Origin of the sequence: Pseudomonas sp. P4795 (genome assembly GCF_048822895.1) — a bacterium.
GTDB lineage: Bacteria > Pseudomonadota > Gammaproteobacteria > Pseudomonadales > Pseudomonadaceae > Aquipseudomonas.
The window spans coordinates 299067-313357 of record NZ_JBMFBT010000005.1 but is presented as its reverse complement, the minus strand read 5'-3'; the positions used below and the strand labels follow the sequence as shown (position 1 = coordinate 313357).

The following is a 14291-nucleotide window of genomic DNA, read 5'->3' as shown; positions in this document are numbered from 1 at the left end:
AAGATGTGTTGGCTGACCCAACGCAATCGCTGGCAAGCCAGCTCCCACAGGGTTCATGGTGCACAGTTTGATCGTGTCGCATCAGATACCACCCGCAAGCGGCTTGCGCGCCACGACGTTAACCAACGTCTCTTCCCGCTGCCCAAACGGCTTCGGCTTGCGCAACCCAAAACGTTCCAGCAAGCCAAAATCCTTCGAACGGCTCCACCACAAATACGGGTACGAGACGTTCCGCTCGCTGAAATCGAATCCCTGCTGGCGAATCATCCCCAGATACTGCGCCGCGCTCTTCTGCACGTGCATCGGATGACGGAACAGCCAGCGAATCACCCACGTATCAATGTAGGCCTCGGTGGACTCGGCGAACAGCAGATAACCGCCCGGTTTGAGCACCCGGTAAAACTCGGCGAGGGCTTTTTCCTGCTCCACCAGATGATGGAAAGTCTGGTGACAGAACAGCAGATCAACACTGGCGTCCGCCACATTCAGGGTCGCGCAATCGCTGCCGATCAGCTCGACATGCATGCTCAAACGCGCGGCTTCTTCACCACTCATTTGCAGGCTGTGCGGATCGGCATCGACGCCGATCAAGTGCTGCGGGTCGAAGGTCTGGCGCAGATAGCCGAACGACTTGCCCTGACCGCAACCTGCATCGAGCAGCACCGGATTGACCGGCGGCGCCTCGCTGAACAAACAGCGCAAATCATCAATCGCGACACGCAAAACGTGATGCTGCCAGGTGTGGCTGCGCAGGAACCACAAACCGAAACGGGTTTCCTCGACGTAGCTGTCGCTCAAGTAGCTCATGTGTAGTCCTTTGCACAGAGTTCGGAGATGGTCTTGAGTCGACGGCGCGCTTCGCTGACGTACGGATTGCGTTCGTCCCAGGCGTAACCGGCGAGAATCGAGCAGATCATGCGGCGGATTTCCGGCGCAGCTTGCTCATGGAAGATCACGTCCTGAAACGTCCCGGCGTACCAGCCTTCGACGTAGCAGCGGAAGGTATCGACGCCGCGTTTCAGCGGGGCGGCGAACTCGCTGTGCCAGTCGACGGTTTCACCTTGTAGCTGACGATTCAAGACGCTGGCGGCCATGCTCGCCGAGCGCATCGCGATGGTCACGCCGGAGGAGAACACCGGGTCGAGAAATTCCGCCGCGTTGCCCAGCAGCGCAAAACCCGGGCCGTGCAGGGTTTTGACGTTGGCCGCATAACCGCCAAGCGTACGCGCCGGGGTGTCCCATACGGCGTTTTCCAGAACCTTGGCCAGACTTGGGGTTTCTGCGATAAAACCGCGCAGGCAGGCGTCCAGATCTTGATCGCGTCCATTGAAATGTTCTGCGGCGGCGACTACACCAATCGAGCAGCGGCCATTGCTGAACGGGATCGACCAGAACCAGATGTCGCGATGCTCGGGATGCGTGGTGATGAGGATTTTTTCGCGGTCGAAAATCGCCGGATCGATATGATCTTCGACGTGGGTGAACACCGCCTGGCGCACCGGGAAGTCCGACGGCGCTTCCAGATCGAGCAAGCGCGACAGCACGCGACCGTAGCCGCTGGCATCCAGTACGAAATCGGCTTCGACCAGGTATTCGCTGCCGTCCTCGCGCTGCACATTCAATTGCGGTTTCGGCCGTTGGAAATCGACGCTGACGATGGTTTCGCCGTAACGGATCTCCACGCCCTGCAACGCAGCCTGATCGGCCAGCAACTTGTCGAAGTCGGCGCGCTGCACCTGAAAGGTTGTCGGCTTGCCGTCGCTGAAAGTGTCGCCGAAATCGAACGCGCTGTAGCGCTCGCCCCACGCAAACGCCGCACCGTTCTTGCGCTGGAAACCGGCGGCGTTCACTGCCTCAAGCATGCCGGCTTCTTCGACGAAATCCAGGCAATGGCTGAGCAGGCTTTCGCCGATGGAAAACCTTGGGAAGTGCTGGCGCTCGATCACCAGCACATCGTGGCCCCTGCGCTTGAGCAACGCGGCCGCGATGGCGCCGGACGGGCCGGCACCGATGATCACAACCTGACGGGATTCCATTTCAACGGTTGACACGAGAGCTCCTGGCCGTAACGGCGCTGATATTCAGGGGGGCACGATGCAGGCCGATCACGGCCGGCAGCAGCGTTGCGATCAGACCCATCAGCATCAGCGCGAAGTACAGCGCCGGACTGATCAGTTGCTGCTGCAACAAAAGATTGAGAAAAACGATTTCGCTCAGGCCACGAATGTTCAGCAGCACGCTTTCGCGCCAGCGGCTGGCGCCTTCGAACGAAGCTCCGGCCCAGCCGAGACCGAGCCAGTTGCCGAGCACTTTGCCGACTATCGGCAACAGCAACAGCGCCGCCCATTGCCCGGCGCCGAGGCTGGCGAGGGCGCTGTGTACGTCGATCCGTACGATGCCGAAGGTCAGGATCAGCGGGATCGCGATCCACGTTTGCAAACGGTTCATCCAGCGCGCCGGCAGCGGTAACACCAGTGGCACTTTCAGTGCGGCCATGCACAGCAGATAACCGATGCCGAAAATCAGCGCGTTGAGCTTGAAGTGTTCGGCAACCACCAGCAGCGCGAAGAAACCGATGCTGTAAACCAGCGGCTGACGCACGCGCAGCACATGCAGAATCAGCGGCACGCAGGCCATCGCCAGTGGCAGCAACAGACTGCTCAAATGCAGACTGCCCTGAGCCAGACCGAACAGCGTCCAGCAGGTCAGATCAATCAGGATTGCAGTCTGCACCAGGCGCCGGGTGGCAGCGGGCGGGTAGTCGATGTGGCGCAAGTACAGATACAGCACTGGAATCGCGGTAATGGCGAACACCAGACCAATCGCCAACGAGTTGATCCACGGTTGCGTCGGCAGCAGCCAGTAGGCGGTGGCCAGGCCGCAGACAAACGGCACAGCGAAACTTGGTATCGCGATTTTCACGCTCTGGCGATCCAGATCCAGATCGATCACATCGCTGAGGATGTGCCCGAGCAACAGCGCGAAGCTCAGGCTGTAAAGGTTTTTCAGCCACGTCGGGCTGATCAATTCGGCGCCGCTGAGTTGCCAGCCCGGTTCGATCCAGAAGTACATCAACAGCGGCAAACCGAAACTCGCCAGCAGCAATTGGCTGACAATCGGGATCAGCCCGAAGTGCCGACCGACGCGGGTCGCGACAAAGAACAACGCCATGGCCAGCAGCCAGAACACGATAACCATCATGCTGCTGGCTCCGCATGGCGTCCGGCCCAGGGCGCAAGCATGAAGCTGAACGCCAGGCCGAGGCTCACTGACAGGCCGAAGTTGCTCACCGCAGGCGTGCTCGATACCGCCAGCAAACCGAACGACAGCCACGTCGTGACCGCTGCAAGCAGGGTGCCGAGCAGGCTGACCGCCGCACCGCCGACCTGCTCGCGCATGAGGATCGCGTAGTCGACGCTGATCGCCGTCACCAGCAACAAGCCGAACAGGCTGAACAGGGTCAACGGCTGACCCAGCCAGCCGAGGCTGGCCAGACTGCATAACGCTGCCAGTAGCGGCAGGGCGACAATTCGTGCCGCGCCACCAAGGCCGAACGGCAGCATCAGCACCAGTACGATCAGCACGCAAGAAGCGAGCTTCAGTTCGGCCGCACTGATCTGTGTTTGCGCAAAAACCTTGTTCAGATCACCGAGGCGATCCACCAGCATCACGCCGGGCAAGTCCAGCGCCTGCACCCGCAGCAGCGCCGGATTGTTCAGGCCTTGCAGGCTGACCATGGCCGCCACGCCATCGTCGGTCGGCCCGACCCACAGGGTTCGGTACGGTTCGCCGAGTGGGCCGGCCAGTGCGGCGTCGATGTCTTCCAGCGGCAGGTTCTGCAACTGCTGCAACTCGGTTTGCAGCGCCGCGAGCGGCACGCCGAGGTCGAGCAGCGGCTGCCAGAATTGCGGCAATTTGTTCAGCGCATCACGCACTTGCTGCTGTTGACTCGGCGGACTCACCAGTTGATTGAGCGCCAGATAACCTTGCAGCTTGTCGAGATTGACCAGTTGATCGAGGCGTTCGCTCAGCGCTGCCTGGCGCTCCAGCAACTCTTGCTGATTGGCCGCACGCACCAGGAAAAACTGGCTGGTCGGCTGATACCCGGTGATCCGCGCGATGGCCTGCGCTTCATCAGTCAGGCGTTGCGGCGCGCCGACCCATTGGCGGATGTCGTTCTTGCTTTCCAGTTGCAGCAAACCGCCGATGCAGAACGCGATCAGCAATGCCAGCAGCACGGGCGTCTTGATGTGCAGGAGCAAGGTTTCGCGCAGTTTGATCAAGCGTTCGGCCAGTTGCAGCGGCCAGTGCGCCGGCCGCAACTCGACGTTTTTCAGCAGCGCTGGTAGCAGGCACACTGCCGAAAGATAGGCACCGAGCAACCCGGCGGCGGAGAACACCGCAATCTGCGTCAGGGCCGGGAATGGCGTCCAGGCCAGCGCCAGATAACCGATGGCGCTGGTGATCAGGCTCAACGTCAGCCCGGACAAAGTCAGGCGCAACGCCGGCCAACTGCGCCATGGCTTGAGGCTCCAGCTCTTCGACAGATAGTGCAGCGGATAATCCACCGCCACGCCGATCAGGCTTGAACCGAGCACCAGCGTCATCACGTGCATATGCCCGAACAAAGCCACGCAGGCGACCATGCCGAACAGCATGCCCACCAGCACCGGCACGAATGCCAGCAACACCCGCCAGCGGCGGAACGCGAGCAACAGCAGCAACAGAATGCCGATAGTGGCGCCGCCACCGACCCAGGTCATTTCCCGAGTAGCTTGCTGCTGACCGCTGGCCGCGTACAGCAGCCCGCTGGCGGCGAGCAATTGCACGTCAGCCTTGGCGGCGTTTTCGCGGCTGTGTTGCAGCAGCGCGGCGACTTGCAGCGGCAGGTTCATGTCGAAGGCATTGCCGGTGGTGCGTGCGCGCAGCAGCACCCAGCTCTTGCCGTCGGCGTCGGCGATCAACGCGCCGCTGCCAATGTCCAGTTGCACCGCACCGTGTTGCGGCTGGCTGTTCTGGATGCGTCCGGTGAGGCCCAGCCAGTCGTCCTGACTCGGTACCAGACTGAACCCGGTGAACGGATCGAACAGCGCTTGTACCCGTTGCTGAATGAACGCGTCAGGATGTTCGCTGAGCAGTTGTCGATCATCGGCCGAGAGCATCGCCAGTCGACCTTGCAGCAGCTGCGTGCGCAGGGCTGGCAGATCCGCTTGCAGGTTCCACTGCACTTTTTCGAACAGGCCGCTGGCCTGCCATTGCTCGCCAAGGGTTTGCGCCATGGCGACGGCTTGCTGGCGATCGGCATGCCCGACCAGCACCAGCATTTCGCGGTTGAGCGGCTCCTGCATGCGCTGTTCGGCGCGCAGTTCGAGGGCGTCCGGGTGGGTGCCGGGCACTAGCTCCATCAGGTTCGCCGACAGCGGCGCGCCGTCACGCCACTGCCAGGCGCCCAGCGCGACGACTGCCAGCAGCAGAATCAGGAATAGCCAGGGCAGCCTGCGTTCACTCGGCAAAGTCATGTTGCTCCGCGTCGCTCAGAGGTTGGCTGGCAGTGCTGTCCTGCATGCGCAAAACGGTGCTGTCGCCCTGGGTTTCCAGCAATTCGATGGTTTGCACCAGTTCGCCGCCGTCGATGTTGATCTGGTTGAACACTTGTTTGAGCAGCAGCGAGCGCGGAGTCAGGGTCAGGTGCCATTTCTGCGCGTCGCCGCTCAGGGCCAGTTCGAAATCCCTTTGCAGGCCAGTGCTGTCGCCTTGCAGCACGGCGAGGAACAAACGGTTCTGCTCGGCACCGGCGCTCTTGTTCGGCAGCAGTTGCCAGCCGTTGGCGTCGCGGCGGGCGATGCCTTTGGCGCTGATGCGGTAGTCCTGTTGCAGCGGGGTTTTCAACAACCACAGCAGGCCGTGGTTTTTTGCCAGCACGAAACTGCCCTTGCTGAGCAGCGGCTGGGGCAGGGCGCGCAGGTGTTTTTCCTGTATGAACTGGCCGTGGATCACGTCCGGTTTCGCCAGTTGCGCGCTGAGCTGTTGCAGGTCAAAGGCATTAGCCAGCGTCGAGACCGCCAACAGCGCCACCGCCCCAAGGGACTTCAATAACAGGTTCATCGCAGCATCCTTTCCACGGCATCGGTAAATATTCTGGGTGAAGCCAACTGCATCTCGCGGCTGCTCATTTCGACCGCCACTTGCACCGAGCTGGCGCGGGTCAGGCGTTCGCCGTTCTGCGCGTCGGTGATCAGATAATTGATCTTCAGCCGGTTTTCCCACTCCACCAGACTGGCGCGCACGTTAAGCTTCTGGCCAAACACCGCGCCGCGCACATAGCGCAATTGCAGGTCGATCACCGGCCACGCATAACCGGAATCGACCATCTGCGTGTAGTTGTGGCCGATCTTGTCGAGCAGCGCGCAACGCGCCACTTCGAGGTATTTGACGTAGTGGCCGTGCCAGACCACATGCATGGTGTCGACGTCGAAAAACGGCACGAGGATTTCCGTGTCGGCGTGCAGTACCCCGGCGCTACGCATGCAGCCTCCAGTGTTGCTCGGAGATGCGTTGCAGGCACAGGCGCAGTTCGCCTTCCAGGGCGCGGTCTTCGATGACTGGCGGGAAGTCTTTGGCCAGCTCTTCGTGCATGGCGGCGAGTGACGGTGGCAGCGGACGTGCGTCTTGATCGCGGCTGCGTAGCCACACACCTTGATTGGCTGCGAGCAAGGTGGCGGCGGCGACCTGTTCGGTCAGCTCCAGCACGCGGATCGCATCACGGGCGGCGATGGTGCCCATGCTCACCTTGTCCTGGTTATGGCATTCGGTGGAGCGCGAGAACACGCTGGCGGGCATGGTGTTTTTCAACGCTTCGGCGGTCCAGGCGCTGGTGCCGATCTGCACCGCTTTGAAGCCATGGTTGAGCATTGCGCGCTCGGCGCTGGCGCCTGAAAGATTGCTCGGCAAACCGTGGTTGTAGCGTTCATCCACCAGCAATGCGAGCTGACGGTCGAGCAGGTCGGCGACGTTGGCCACCAGATTTTTCAGGCTGTCCATGGCGAACGCGATATGCCCGCCGTAGAAGTGCCCGCCGTGCAGCACGCGTTCGGCTTCGGCGTCGATGATCGGGTTGTCGTTGGCGCTATTGAGTTCGATCTCGATGAACGAGCGTAGCCAGTTCAGGCTGTCGGCCAATACCCCGAGTACGTGCGGGGCGCAGCGCAGCGAGTAGCGATCCTGCAAGCGGTGCAGCGGCGCGGTCGGCGCGTCGATGGCCAGATCCTTACGCAGCCACGCGGCCACTTGCATCTGCCCCGGATGTGGCTTGGCAGCGAACAGACGTTCGTCGAAGTGCTCTGGATTGCCTTGCAGCGCCACCACGTTCAGCGCGGTGATGCGCGTGGCCAGTTGCAGCAGGTAATCGGCGCGAGCGAAGGCCAGGCAGGCGAGGCCGGTCATCACTGCGGTGCCGTTCATCAGCGCCAGCGCTTCTTTCGGGCGCAATACCAACGGCGTCCAGCCGAGTTCGCGGTGCACGTCGGCGGATTGCCGGCGTTCGCCACGGAACAGCACTTCGCGCTCGCCGGACAGAGTCGCGGCGACGTAGGACAGCGGCGTCAGATCGCCGCTGGCGCCGACCGAACCTTCTTCCGGGATCAGCGGCAGGATGTCCTGTTCGAGAAACGCATGCAGACGCTCCAGCAGTTCAACGCGCACCCCGGATACGCCGTGGCACAGCGACTGCAAACGCGCCGCGAGCACTGCGCGAGTGGCTTGGGCGTCGAGCAGTTTGCCCAGCCCGCAGCCGTGAAAAGTATAGAGGTGACGCGGCAGTGCCTCGACGTGGTGCAGCGGCACCGCAACCACGCAGGAATCGCCGTAACCGGTGGTCACGCCGTAAATCACGCCTTCCTTGTCCAGCAGCGAATCGAGGAACCGCGCGCCTTTGGCGATGCGCTCACGGTAATCGGCGTCGTTCTGCAACTGCACGGGCGCCTGACGGTTGGCCAGGGCCAGCACGTCTTCGATGCGCAAAGGGCGTTCGCCGAAGGTTACCGGCTCATGGTTTGGCGTGGTCATCGGTCTTCCAGAAAGGGTAAAAGTTGAACCATTGCTGCGGTGCTTCAAGGCAATAGTGACTCAGGCGCTCGGCATAGCGGGTCGCCCACTGATGAATGACCTGCTCGCGGTCGCTGCGCTTCCAAACCACGGCCTCGGCGAACGGTTCGAGGGTCAGCCGATAATGGCCGTCGGGCTGCTTGAGGCACATCAGCAGATTGACCGGGCATTTGAGCAGCCCGGCGAGCAGCCACGGGCCTTGCGGGAACGGCGCCGGATGGCCGAGAAAGTCCACAGTCACGCTACGCCCGCCATGCAGCGGCACGCGGTCGCCGGCAATCGCCAGCCACTCGCCGCGCTCCAGGCGTTCGTGCAGCTGGAGCATGATCACCGGGTCGAGTTCGCTGACCTGAATCAGGCGCAGATTGGTCGCCCCGGCCTCGCCCAGCAGACGATTGAATTGCTCGGCGTGCTTGGTGTGCACTAGCACGTTCATGGTGACTTTCTCGCCGAGTTCCGCCAGTGCCCGGCACACTTCGAGATTGCCCAGATGCGCGCCGACCAGCAGTTGCCCGCGACTGCCGCGCAACTGTGTGCGCAGCAGCGCCGGATCAATGATTTCGATTTGTTCGATCTTCAGTTTGCCGTTCCACACATCAAGCTTGTCGAGCATCGAATCGGCAAACGCCATGAACTGGCGAAACACCCGCCAATGGCTCGGCTGCAGATCACTGCGCGCGTTGAAGTCGGCGAGGCGCTGCTGATACTGCCAGGCGCTGCGTCGCGCGGTGCGGCCGAACAGGAAAAAGTACAGGACGATGCCGTACAGCAGGGGACTGAGCAGGCGGCGCCCGAGGAGTTTGGCGGCGAGCGCGGTGAATTTCATCAGCAGGAAACTGCCGCGCTCTTCGCGGTCGGCCCAGTGTTTTTTATCAGTCTCGACGCTCATGTACGCCACCGTCGCCAAAGGATCTGCGGCAAGCGCAGCAACATGCCGAAGAACAGGCGGGTGTGCATGCTCGAGATCAGTACGTTGTCGTGGAACATCCGGAAGTGCGACACGCCATCCAGTGGGTAATGCACGCTGGTTTGCAGCCAGTGCATCGGCTGATTGCGCCACGCCAGACGCACCAGAATGTCGGAGTCGAAATCCATGCGCTTGCCGATCCGCGCCGAGTCGATCACCGCCAGGGTCGGCGGCAGCGGATACACGCGAAAGCCGCACATCGAGTCGCGGATCTGCAGCGACAGGGTATTGATCCACACCATCACGTGGGTCAGATAGCGTGCATACAAACGGCCCTTGGGCACGCTGGCGTCGTACAGCGGATAACCGCAGATCAGCGCTTGGGGATGAGCGCGGGACTCGTCAACGAAACGCGCGACGTCGTGCAAGTCGTGCTGACCGTCGGCATCCACCTGCAAGACATGGCTGAAACCCAGTCGCGCCGCTTCGCGCAGGCCAGTCATCACCGCGCCGCCCTTGCCTTGATTGACCGTCAGGCGCACCAGATAAACCTGCTCACGCTCGGCCAGGGTATCCAGCACCCGCGCGCACGATTGGGTGCTGGCGTCGTCCACCAGAATGCACGGCAGACCTTGAGCGAGTAGCGCGTTAACCACCGTGGTGATCGCGCTTTCGTGGTTGTAGACCGGAATGACTGCACAAGGGTTATGCATCAGTCGTCTCCAGCAAGATGCGGCCGCTGGAGCAGGTGGCGGTGTCGTTGCGATAGGTGAAATACAGTTTGCCGCGTGCCGGATCGAACCGCAGATGCAACTGGATTTCATCGCCGGGGCGTATCAGTTGCTGGAATTTCAGCACTTCCATACCGGCAAACGCGCCGGACAGGTTGAGCAACTGTCGACCAAGATTCAGCGCCCATTCGACCTGCACCACGCCCGGCAGCACCGGGGCTTTGGGGAAATGGCCGCTGAAGTACGCCAGATCTGGTGGAACGCTGAGTTGCAGGTTCCATTCACCATCAGTTTCACTTTGCTCAAGCACTTGCGCCGCTTTAGGTCGCGGCGCAAGCAACAGTGCCTCGACCTCGGACTGCGGCAGTTTGCCCTGAGTGTTCAGCGGCAACTGGCGCAGCAAACGCCAGCGGCGGGGCAGGGCCAGAGCTTCGCAGTGCTGACTCAAGTGGCGGCGCAGGGCTTCGGTCAGGCTGCGGCGGCCGTGCTCGCGCAGGGCAAACAGGCCGGACTCGCTGAGCACCAGCAACGCCCCGAGGGATGCGCGGTTTTCCTGGACCACGCCGAGGCGCGCTTCGGCGACCCAGTCGTGGGCGACCAAGGCGTGTTCGAGCATCGGCAGGGAGATGCGTTTTTCTTCGAGTTTGACGATCCGGTCGAGGCGACCGAGCAGTTCGAAACGACCATCGTGCGCAATGCGTGCAGCATCGGCGGTGTGTTCGATGTGCCCGGCAGGCAGATACGGCGAGGCGATCAGCAGTGCACCGTCGTCGTCCTGAGTGAGCTTGACGTCGGCAAATGGCTGCCAGAGTTGTGCGCCCTGACGCCAGGCGATTCCGCCGGTTTCCGAGCTGCCGAGGATTTCCGTCGGCCACTGGCCCAGACGCTGATGCAGGCTTTGCGCGGCATCCGCCGGCAGCGCGCCGCCGGAGGAAAACACCCGACGCACACTGCGCAAGGCTGGCCAGTCGAGGTTGTCGCCCATGCGCTTGAGTAACGCCGGGCTGGCGACCCAGGCGTAGGCCGGGTATTCGCGGCTGGCGCGTTGCAGGTCTTCGGGGAATGCCAGTTGTTTGCGCACGAACGGGCGCCCGGCGCACAGAGGCCACAGCACGCGGAACAGCAAACCGTAAATATGTTGAGTGGCGACGCTGCCGATGATGCAGGCTTGGCCAAGCTCGGCGCCCCACAGTTGTTCCAGGGCTTCAACTTCATTGGCCAGTTGGCGCAGGGTCTTGTCGATGCGCTTCGGCTCGCCGCTCGAGCCGGAGGTGCACAGGCTGAGTTGGCAGTGGTCGAGATTCAGTTCAGCGCCAGCCAATGGTGGCTGCTGAAAATCGCTCAGATGCGCGTCACCGGCCTGATCGGTCAGCCACAGATCGACTTCACTCGACCAGCGCTGGCGCGTTTGCGCTTGCAGGTCGGAAGGCAGCAACACGCTGACACCCGCGCGCCAGGCTCCGAGCAAGGCGACGGCCAGATCGACAGCATCTTCCAGATGCAGTGCCAGACGCCGTACGCCTTGAGCTTGGAGACCAGCGGCCAGACTCAGGGCCTGTTCGCGCAGTTGTGCATGGTCAAGTGCCGGCGCGTCGGTGACCGCGCGCGGCGGCAGTGCCTTGAGCAACAGCAGCTCAAGTTTTATCCAGTTCATGGGTGACCTCTTACCCGTTGTCGTATCAGCCATTCAATGGCAAACATCAGGCCGATCAATCCGTAGGAGATCAGGCCTGTGTACAACATCCACCAGTTCAGCGGTGCCCATAGCGTGAGCAGGGCGGCGCACAAACCGTTGCAGAAGAAAAAAATGCTCCAGGCCACGGTGACCTTGCGGCAGTAGCGCACTGCGATAGCTGGCAACTGCGGTTCACGCAGACGCGCCATGCGCTCGACCATCGGCGGGCCGTATTTCAGGCTCAGGCTGAACAGCGCCAACATGAAAGCGCTGATCAGCACCGGGTACCAACGCAGCAACAGCGGGTTGTCGAACAGCGCCAGCAGTACGCAGAACACGATTGCTACAACGGCCATCCACAGACTGCCGGGTTTGCGCTCGCCGGTCAGCGCGCGGGCCAGCCACAGACTGCCGAGCAGCAGCCCGAACTGCCACGGCGCGAAGTGCTCCATGCCGAAATACACCGCAAATGGGTACAGCAGCCCGGCCAATAGCAGGCCGAGGCCGATCAGTCGACTCATGCGGCCGGATGAACCAGACGGTAGACCGCCTCGACCACGTCGCCGACGGTGCGCACCGATTTGAATTCCTCGGCGGCGATTTTCTTGCCGGTCTGGCGCTTGATGTGGTCGATCAGGTCGACCGCGTCGATGCTGTCGATTTCCAGATCCTGATACAGGTTGGATTCCAGGCTCACACGGGCCGGATCCAGTTCGAACAGCTCGACCAAGGCAGCGCGCAGGGTGTTGAAAATATCGTCACGAGTTTGCATGGTCCGGTCTCAAGCTGCCTGTTTTGCCGTGACGAATGCCGCAAGGCTCGTCACGTTGGAGAAATGGTTGCGGGTGTCCTTGGCGTCGGCGTCGATCTTGATGCCGTACTTTTTCTGAATCGCCAGGCCAAGTTCCAATGCATCGACCGAATCCAGGCCAAGCCCTTCGCCGAACAATGTCTGGTCGTCGCCGATGTCGGCGACGCTGATGTCTTCGAGGCCGAGGGCGTCGATGATCAGCAGTTTGATGTCACGGTGCAGATCGCTCATCTTCGGCGAGCTCCTTGATAAAGAATTGATGCAAATAATCGTTGAGCTTGCGCGAGGCCTGCGGTGCAGGGCCTTGCGCGGCAAAGGTCTGTGGGTCTATATCGGCCCCGACCTGAAAACTGAAGTGCACGCGGCGATGCGGGATGCGATACCACGGTTCGGCCTTGGTCAAAGTGGTCGGGTTGACCTTGATCACTACCGGGGTGAGGATTCTCGCACCACGCAGGGCAATGGCCGCAGCGCCCCGATGAAAGGCCGGCGCCTGCCCCGGCTGGGTGCGCGTGCCCTCGGGGAAAATGATCAGGGTCTGGCCGTTTTGCAACGCCTGTGCGGCGCTATCGAGCATGTCCATGCTGCCGTCGTTGCTGATGTATTCGGTGCTGCGCAGCGGGCCACGGGTGAAGGGATTCTCCCACAGGCTTTTCTTCACCACGCAATTGGCGTGGCGTACCAGACCGATCAGGAACACCACGTCGATCAGCGACGGGTGGTTGGCGATGATCATCTGTCCCGGACGACCCAGACGCTCGGCACCTTGAATGTCATAAGTCAGCACGCCGGTACGCGCCATGAACCGTACGAAAAACCAGAACAGCCGACTGACCGTCCAGCGTGCCCGCTCGCGATGTTTGCGCGCATCGCCGGGCAGGCAGCTGAGCAGCGGAAACACCAGCACGCGCAGGCACAGACCGCCGAGCCCGAACAGCACGAAGCTTGCGGCAGTGGCCAGCAGGCGCCAGTAGTAGGCGTCGCGGGTTTTCCCGGTCACGGGTTGCGTTGCCAGTTCCATACGCGATTTTTCCAGGCATGTTGGCAGTGGGTTTGCTGGCCGAGCAGGGTTGGCAGCAGATTCAGCGCGTGGGGCCAGTGCGCTTTGGACAGTGCTTCAGGGGTGCTGTTCAGGGTCAGCCGCCAGTCGGTACCGGGGGTCAGCAACAGGCCGAGAGCGTAGGGGAACGGCACGTCGTCGATCCACGCCGAATAAGCTGCGGGCGGTTGTTCCTCGGTGATCACCAACAACACCGCGGGGGCGCCTTCGTTGAGCAGCGCGGCGGCTTCGAGCATGCCGTGTTCCAGACCGTCGCCAGCAGCGGCGAGGGCGGTCATTTCGCTGGTTTCGCCGCGCATTATCGACCACAGACCAATGATCGCGTTGTGCACCGACAGGCTGAACTGGGTCGGCGACAGTGGTTGTTCGTTGGCCAGATCGCTGAGGATTTCGTAAGTGCGTGGGGTTTCGCCGTGCCGGGAGATGAACACCAGTGGCAGGTCTTTCCGACCGTCGGCCAGTGGCCAGCCGACGCTGAAGGCCATGCGCGCCAGACGGCTGAGGCGACGGCGCTGCATGGCCGGGAGGAACGACACATCGGGCGCGGCATCACTGCTCTGCAGCACGACCGGCTGTCGACTCCAGGCTTGCCACGCGTCCACGCTGTCGAGCCCGGGGGCCCAGGCGCGCCATTGGGCGATGTTGAAGTTGATCACGGACATTCATCCCGCCCCTGCGGGCTTAAATTGACGCGCTGAGTCGCCCATGGCGCAGCTGACTTGATCTGGCGCGTGGCGCCGGGTGGCGCATTATCCCGGTGCGACGGGTGTGTAGCAAATGCTGGTTACATTTTGGCCAATGAAATGTACTGAGTGGTTCGTGGGAAAAACTGTCACTTGGCCATTATCCGGATCGCTGAAGGTTTGTCTGTCGGTCAGTTCGGCGATCAACGGCGGTTTTGGCACCGCAGGCATGGGGATATTTGCGCCTGACTCTGTAGTCCGTGTCGTTGAAGGTAGCGAAGCCATGCCGGGCGCAACTACACTCGGTCATTCTTTGATACA

General features: G+C 62.0%; 15 protein-coding genes. All 15 read right to left on the bottom strand.

Annotated elements, in window-relative coordinates:
• Nucleotides 1–81: 81 nt before the first annotated feature.
• Genes ACOI8A_RS16485 through ACOI8A_RS16415 form a run of 15 tightly spaced genes read right to left on the bottom strand, consistent with a single transcriptional unit; the run spans nt 82 to nt 13949 of the window.
• Nucleotides 82–807: a class I SAM-dependent methyltransferase gene (locus ACOI8A_RS16485; protein WP_420646916.1), complete on the bottom strand. Its 726-nt coding sequence runs from the start codon at nt 805–807 to the stop codon at nt 82–84.
• Nucleotides 804–2051 carry an NAD(P)/FAD-dependent oxidoreductase gene (locus ACOI8A_RS16480; protein ID WP_420646917.1) on the bottom strand — a complete coding sequence of 416 codons (1248 nt, stop codon included), beginning with the start codon at nt 2049–2051 and terminating at the stop codon, nt 804–806. The genes ACOI8A_RS16485 and ACOI8A_RS16480 overlap by 4 nt, the downstream gene beginning before the upstream one ends.
• Nucleotides 2038–3201: a sodium:proton antiporter gene (locus ACOI8A_RS16475; RefSeq protein ID WP_420651281.1), complete on the bottom strand. Its 1164-nt coding sequence runs from the start codon at nt 3199–3201 to the stop codon at nt 2038–2040. The genes ACOI8A_RS16480 and ACOI8A_RS16475 overlap by 14 nt, the downstream gene beginning before the upstream one ends.
• Nucleotides 3198–5519, bottom strand: coding sequence for an MMPL family transporter (locus ACOI8A_RS16470; protein WP_420646919.1), 2322 nt, complete (start codon nt 5517–5519; stop codon nt 3198–3200). Before ACOI8A_RS16470 ends, ACOI8A_RS16475 begins: the two co-directional genes overlap by 4 nt.
• Complete coding sequence (locus ACOI8A_RS16465) at nt 5503–6105, bottom strand: outer membrane lipoprotein carrier protein LolA (protein WP_420646920.1); 603 nt, start codon at nt 6103–6105, stop codon at nt 5503–5505. Before ACOI8A_RS16465 ends, ACOI8A_RS16470 begins: the two co-directional genes overlap by 17 nt.
• Nucleotides 6102–6527 (bottom strand): acyl-CoA thioesterase, encoded by a 426-nt coding sequence (locus tag ACOI8A_RS16460; protein WP_420646921.1) that lies wholly within the window; start codon nt 6525–6527, stop codon nt 6102–6104. The genes ACOI8A_RS16465 and ACOI8A_RS16460 overlap by 4 nt, the downstream gene beginning before the upstream one ends.
• Nucleotides 6520–8064 carry an HAL/PAL/TAL family ammonia-lyase gene (locus ACOI8A_RS16455; RefSeq protein ID WP_420646922.1) on the bottom strand — a complete coding sequence of 515 codons (1545 nt, stop codon included), beginning with the start codon at nt 8062–8064 and terminating at the stop codon, nt 6520–6522. Before ACOI8A_RS16455 ends, ACOI8A_RS16460 begins: the two co-directional genes overlap by 8 nt.
• Nucleotides 8045–8992 carry a glycosyl transferase gene (locus tag ACOI8A_RS16450; protein WP_420646923.1) on the bottom strand — a complete coding sequence of 316 codons (948 nt, stop codon included), beginning with the start codon at nt 8990–8992 and terminating at the stop codon, nt 8045–8047. Before ACOI8A_RS16450 ends, ACOI8A_RS16455 begins: the two co-directional genes overlap by 20 nt.
• Nucleotides 8989–9723, bottom strand: coding sequence for a glycosyltransferase family 2 protein (locus ACOI8A_RS16445; RefSeq protein ID WP_420646924.1), 735 nt, complete (start codon nt 9721–9723; stop codon nt 8989–8991). The genes ACOI8A_RS16450 and ACOI8A_RS16445 overlap by 4 nt, the downstream gene beginning before the upstream one ends.
• Entirely contained in the window at nt 9716–11395 is a 1680-nt protein-coding gene (locus tag ACOI8A_RS16440) for an AMP-binding protein (protein ID WP_420646925.1), read from the bottom strand. Before ACOI8A_RS16440 ends, ACOI8A_RS16445 begins: the two co-directional genes overlap by 8 nt.
• The gene (locus tag ACOI8A_RS16435; RefSeq protein ID WP_420646926.1) at nt 11392–11937 is read right to left on the bottom strand and encodes a hypothetical protein; all 546 of its coding nucleotides are present in this window, start codon (nt 11935–11937) and stop codon (nt 11392–11394) included. The genes ACOI8A_RS16440 and ACOI8A_RS16435 overlap by 4 nt, the downstream gene beginning before the upstream one ends.
• Nucleotides 11934–12188 carry an acyl carrier protein gene (locus ACOI8A_RS16430; RefSeq protein WP_420646927.1) on the bottom strand — a complete coding sequence of 85 codons (255 nt, stop codon included), beginning with the start codon at nt 12186–12188 and terminating at the stop codon, nt 11934–11936. The genes ACOI8A_RS16435 and ACOI8A_RS16430 overlap by 4 nt, the downstream gene beginning before the upstream one ends.
• A 9-nt stretch (nt 12189–12197) precedes the next feature.
• Complete coding sequence (locus ACOI8A_RS16425; RefSeq protein WP_420646928.1) at nt 12198–12458, bottom strand: phosphopantetheine-binding protein; 261 nt, start codon at nt 12456–12458, stop codon at nt 12198–12200.
• Nucleotides 12439–13248, bottom strand: coding sequence for a lysophospholipid acyltransferase family protein (locus ACOI8A_RS16420; protein WP_420646929.1), 810 nt, complete (start codon nt 13246–13248; stop codon nt 12439–12441). Before ACOI8A_RS16420 ends, ACOI8A_RS16425 begins: the two co-directional genes overlap by 20 nt.
• The gene (locus ACOI8A_RS16415; protein ID WP_420646930.1) at nt 13224–13949 is read right to left on the bottom strand and encodes a beta-ketoacyl synthase chain length factor; all 726 of its coding nucleotides are present in this window, start codon (nt 13947–13949) and stop codon (nt 13224–13226) included. Before ACOI8A_RS16415 ends, ACOI8A_RS16420 begins: the two co-directional genes overlap by 25 nt.
• Nucleotides 13950–14291 lie beyond the last annotated feature (342 nt).

Bases quoted from the DNA above. Each gene is read 5' to 3' on its own strand.
- ACOI8A_RS16475 (WP_420651281.1), bottom strand. From the start codon at position 3,201: ATGATGGTTATCGTGTTCTGGCTGCTGGCCATGGCGTTGTTCTTTGTC.
- ACOI8A_RS16460 (WP_420646921.1), bottom strand. From the start codon at position 6,527: ATGCGTAGCGCCGGGGTACTGCACGCCGACACGGAAATCCTCGTGCCG.
- ACOI8A_RS16465 (WP_420646920.1), bottom strand. From the start codon at position 6,105: ATGAACCTGTTATTGAAGTCCCTTGGGGCGGTGGCGCTGTTGGCGGTC.
- ACOI8A_RS16470 (WP_420646919.1), bottom strand. From the start codon at position 5,519: ATGACTTTGCCGAGTGAACGCAGGCTGCCCTGGCTATTCCTGATTCTG.
- ACOI8A_RS16430 (WP_420646927.1), bottom strand. From the start codon at position 12,188: ATGCAAACTCGTGACGATATTTTCAACACCCTGCGCGCTGCCTTGGTC.
- ACOI8A_RS16440 (WP_420646925.1), bottom strand. From the start codon at position 11,395: ATGAACTGGATAAAACTTGAGCTGCTGTTGCTCAAGGCACTGCCGCCG.
- ACOI8A_RS16435 (WP_420646926.1), bottom strand. From the start codon at position 11,937: ATGAGTCGACTGATCGGCCTCGGCCTGCTATTGGCCGGGCTGCTGTAC.
- ACOI8A_RS16450 (WP_420646923.1), bottom strand. From the start codon at position 8,992: ATGAGCGTCGAGACTGATAAAAAACACTGGGCCGACCGCGAAGAGCGC.
- ACOI8A_RS16425 (WP_420646928.1), bottom strand. From the start codon at position 12,458: ATGAGCGATCTGCACCGTGACATCAAACTGCTGATCATCGACGCCCTC.
- ACOI8A_RS16455 (WP_420646922.1), bottom strand. From the start codon at position 8,064: ATGACCACGCCAAACCATGAGCCGGTAACCTTCGGCGAACGCCCTTTG.
- ACOI8A_RS16415 (WP_420646930.1), bottom strand. From the start codon at position 13,949: ATGTCCGTGATCAACTTCAACATCGCCCAATGGCGCGCCTGGGCCCCC.
- ACOI8A_RS16420 (WP_420646929.1), bottom strand. From the start codon at position 13,248: ATGGAACTGGCAACGCAACCCGTGACCGGGAAAACCCGCGACGCCTAC.
- ACOI8A_RS16445 (WP_420646924.1), bottom strand. From the start codon at position 9,723: ATGCATAACCCTTGTGCAGTCATTCCGGTCTACAACCACGAAAGCGCG.
- ACOI8A_RS16485 (WP_420646916.1), bottom strand. From the start codon at position 807: ATGAGCTACTTGAGCGACAGCTACGTCGAGGAAACCCGTTTCGGTTTG.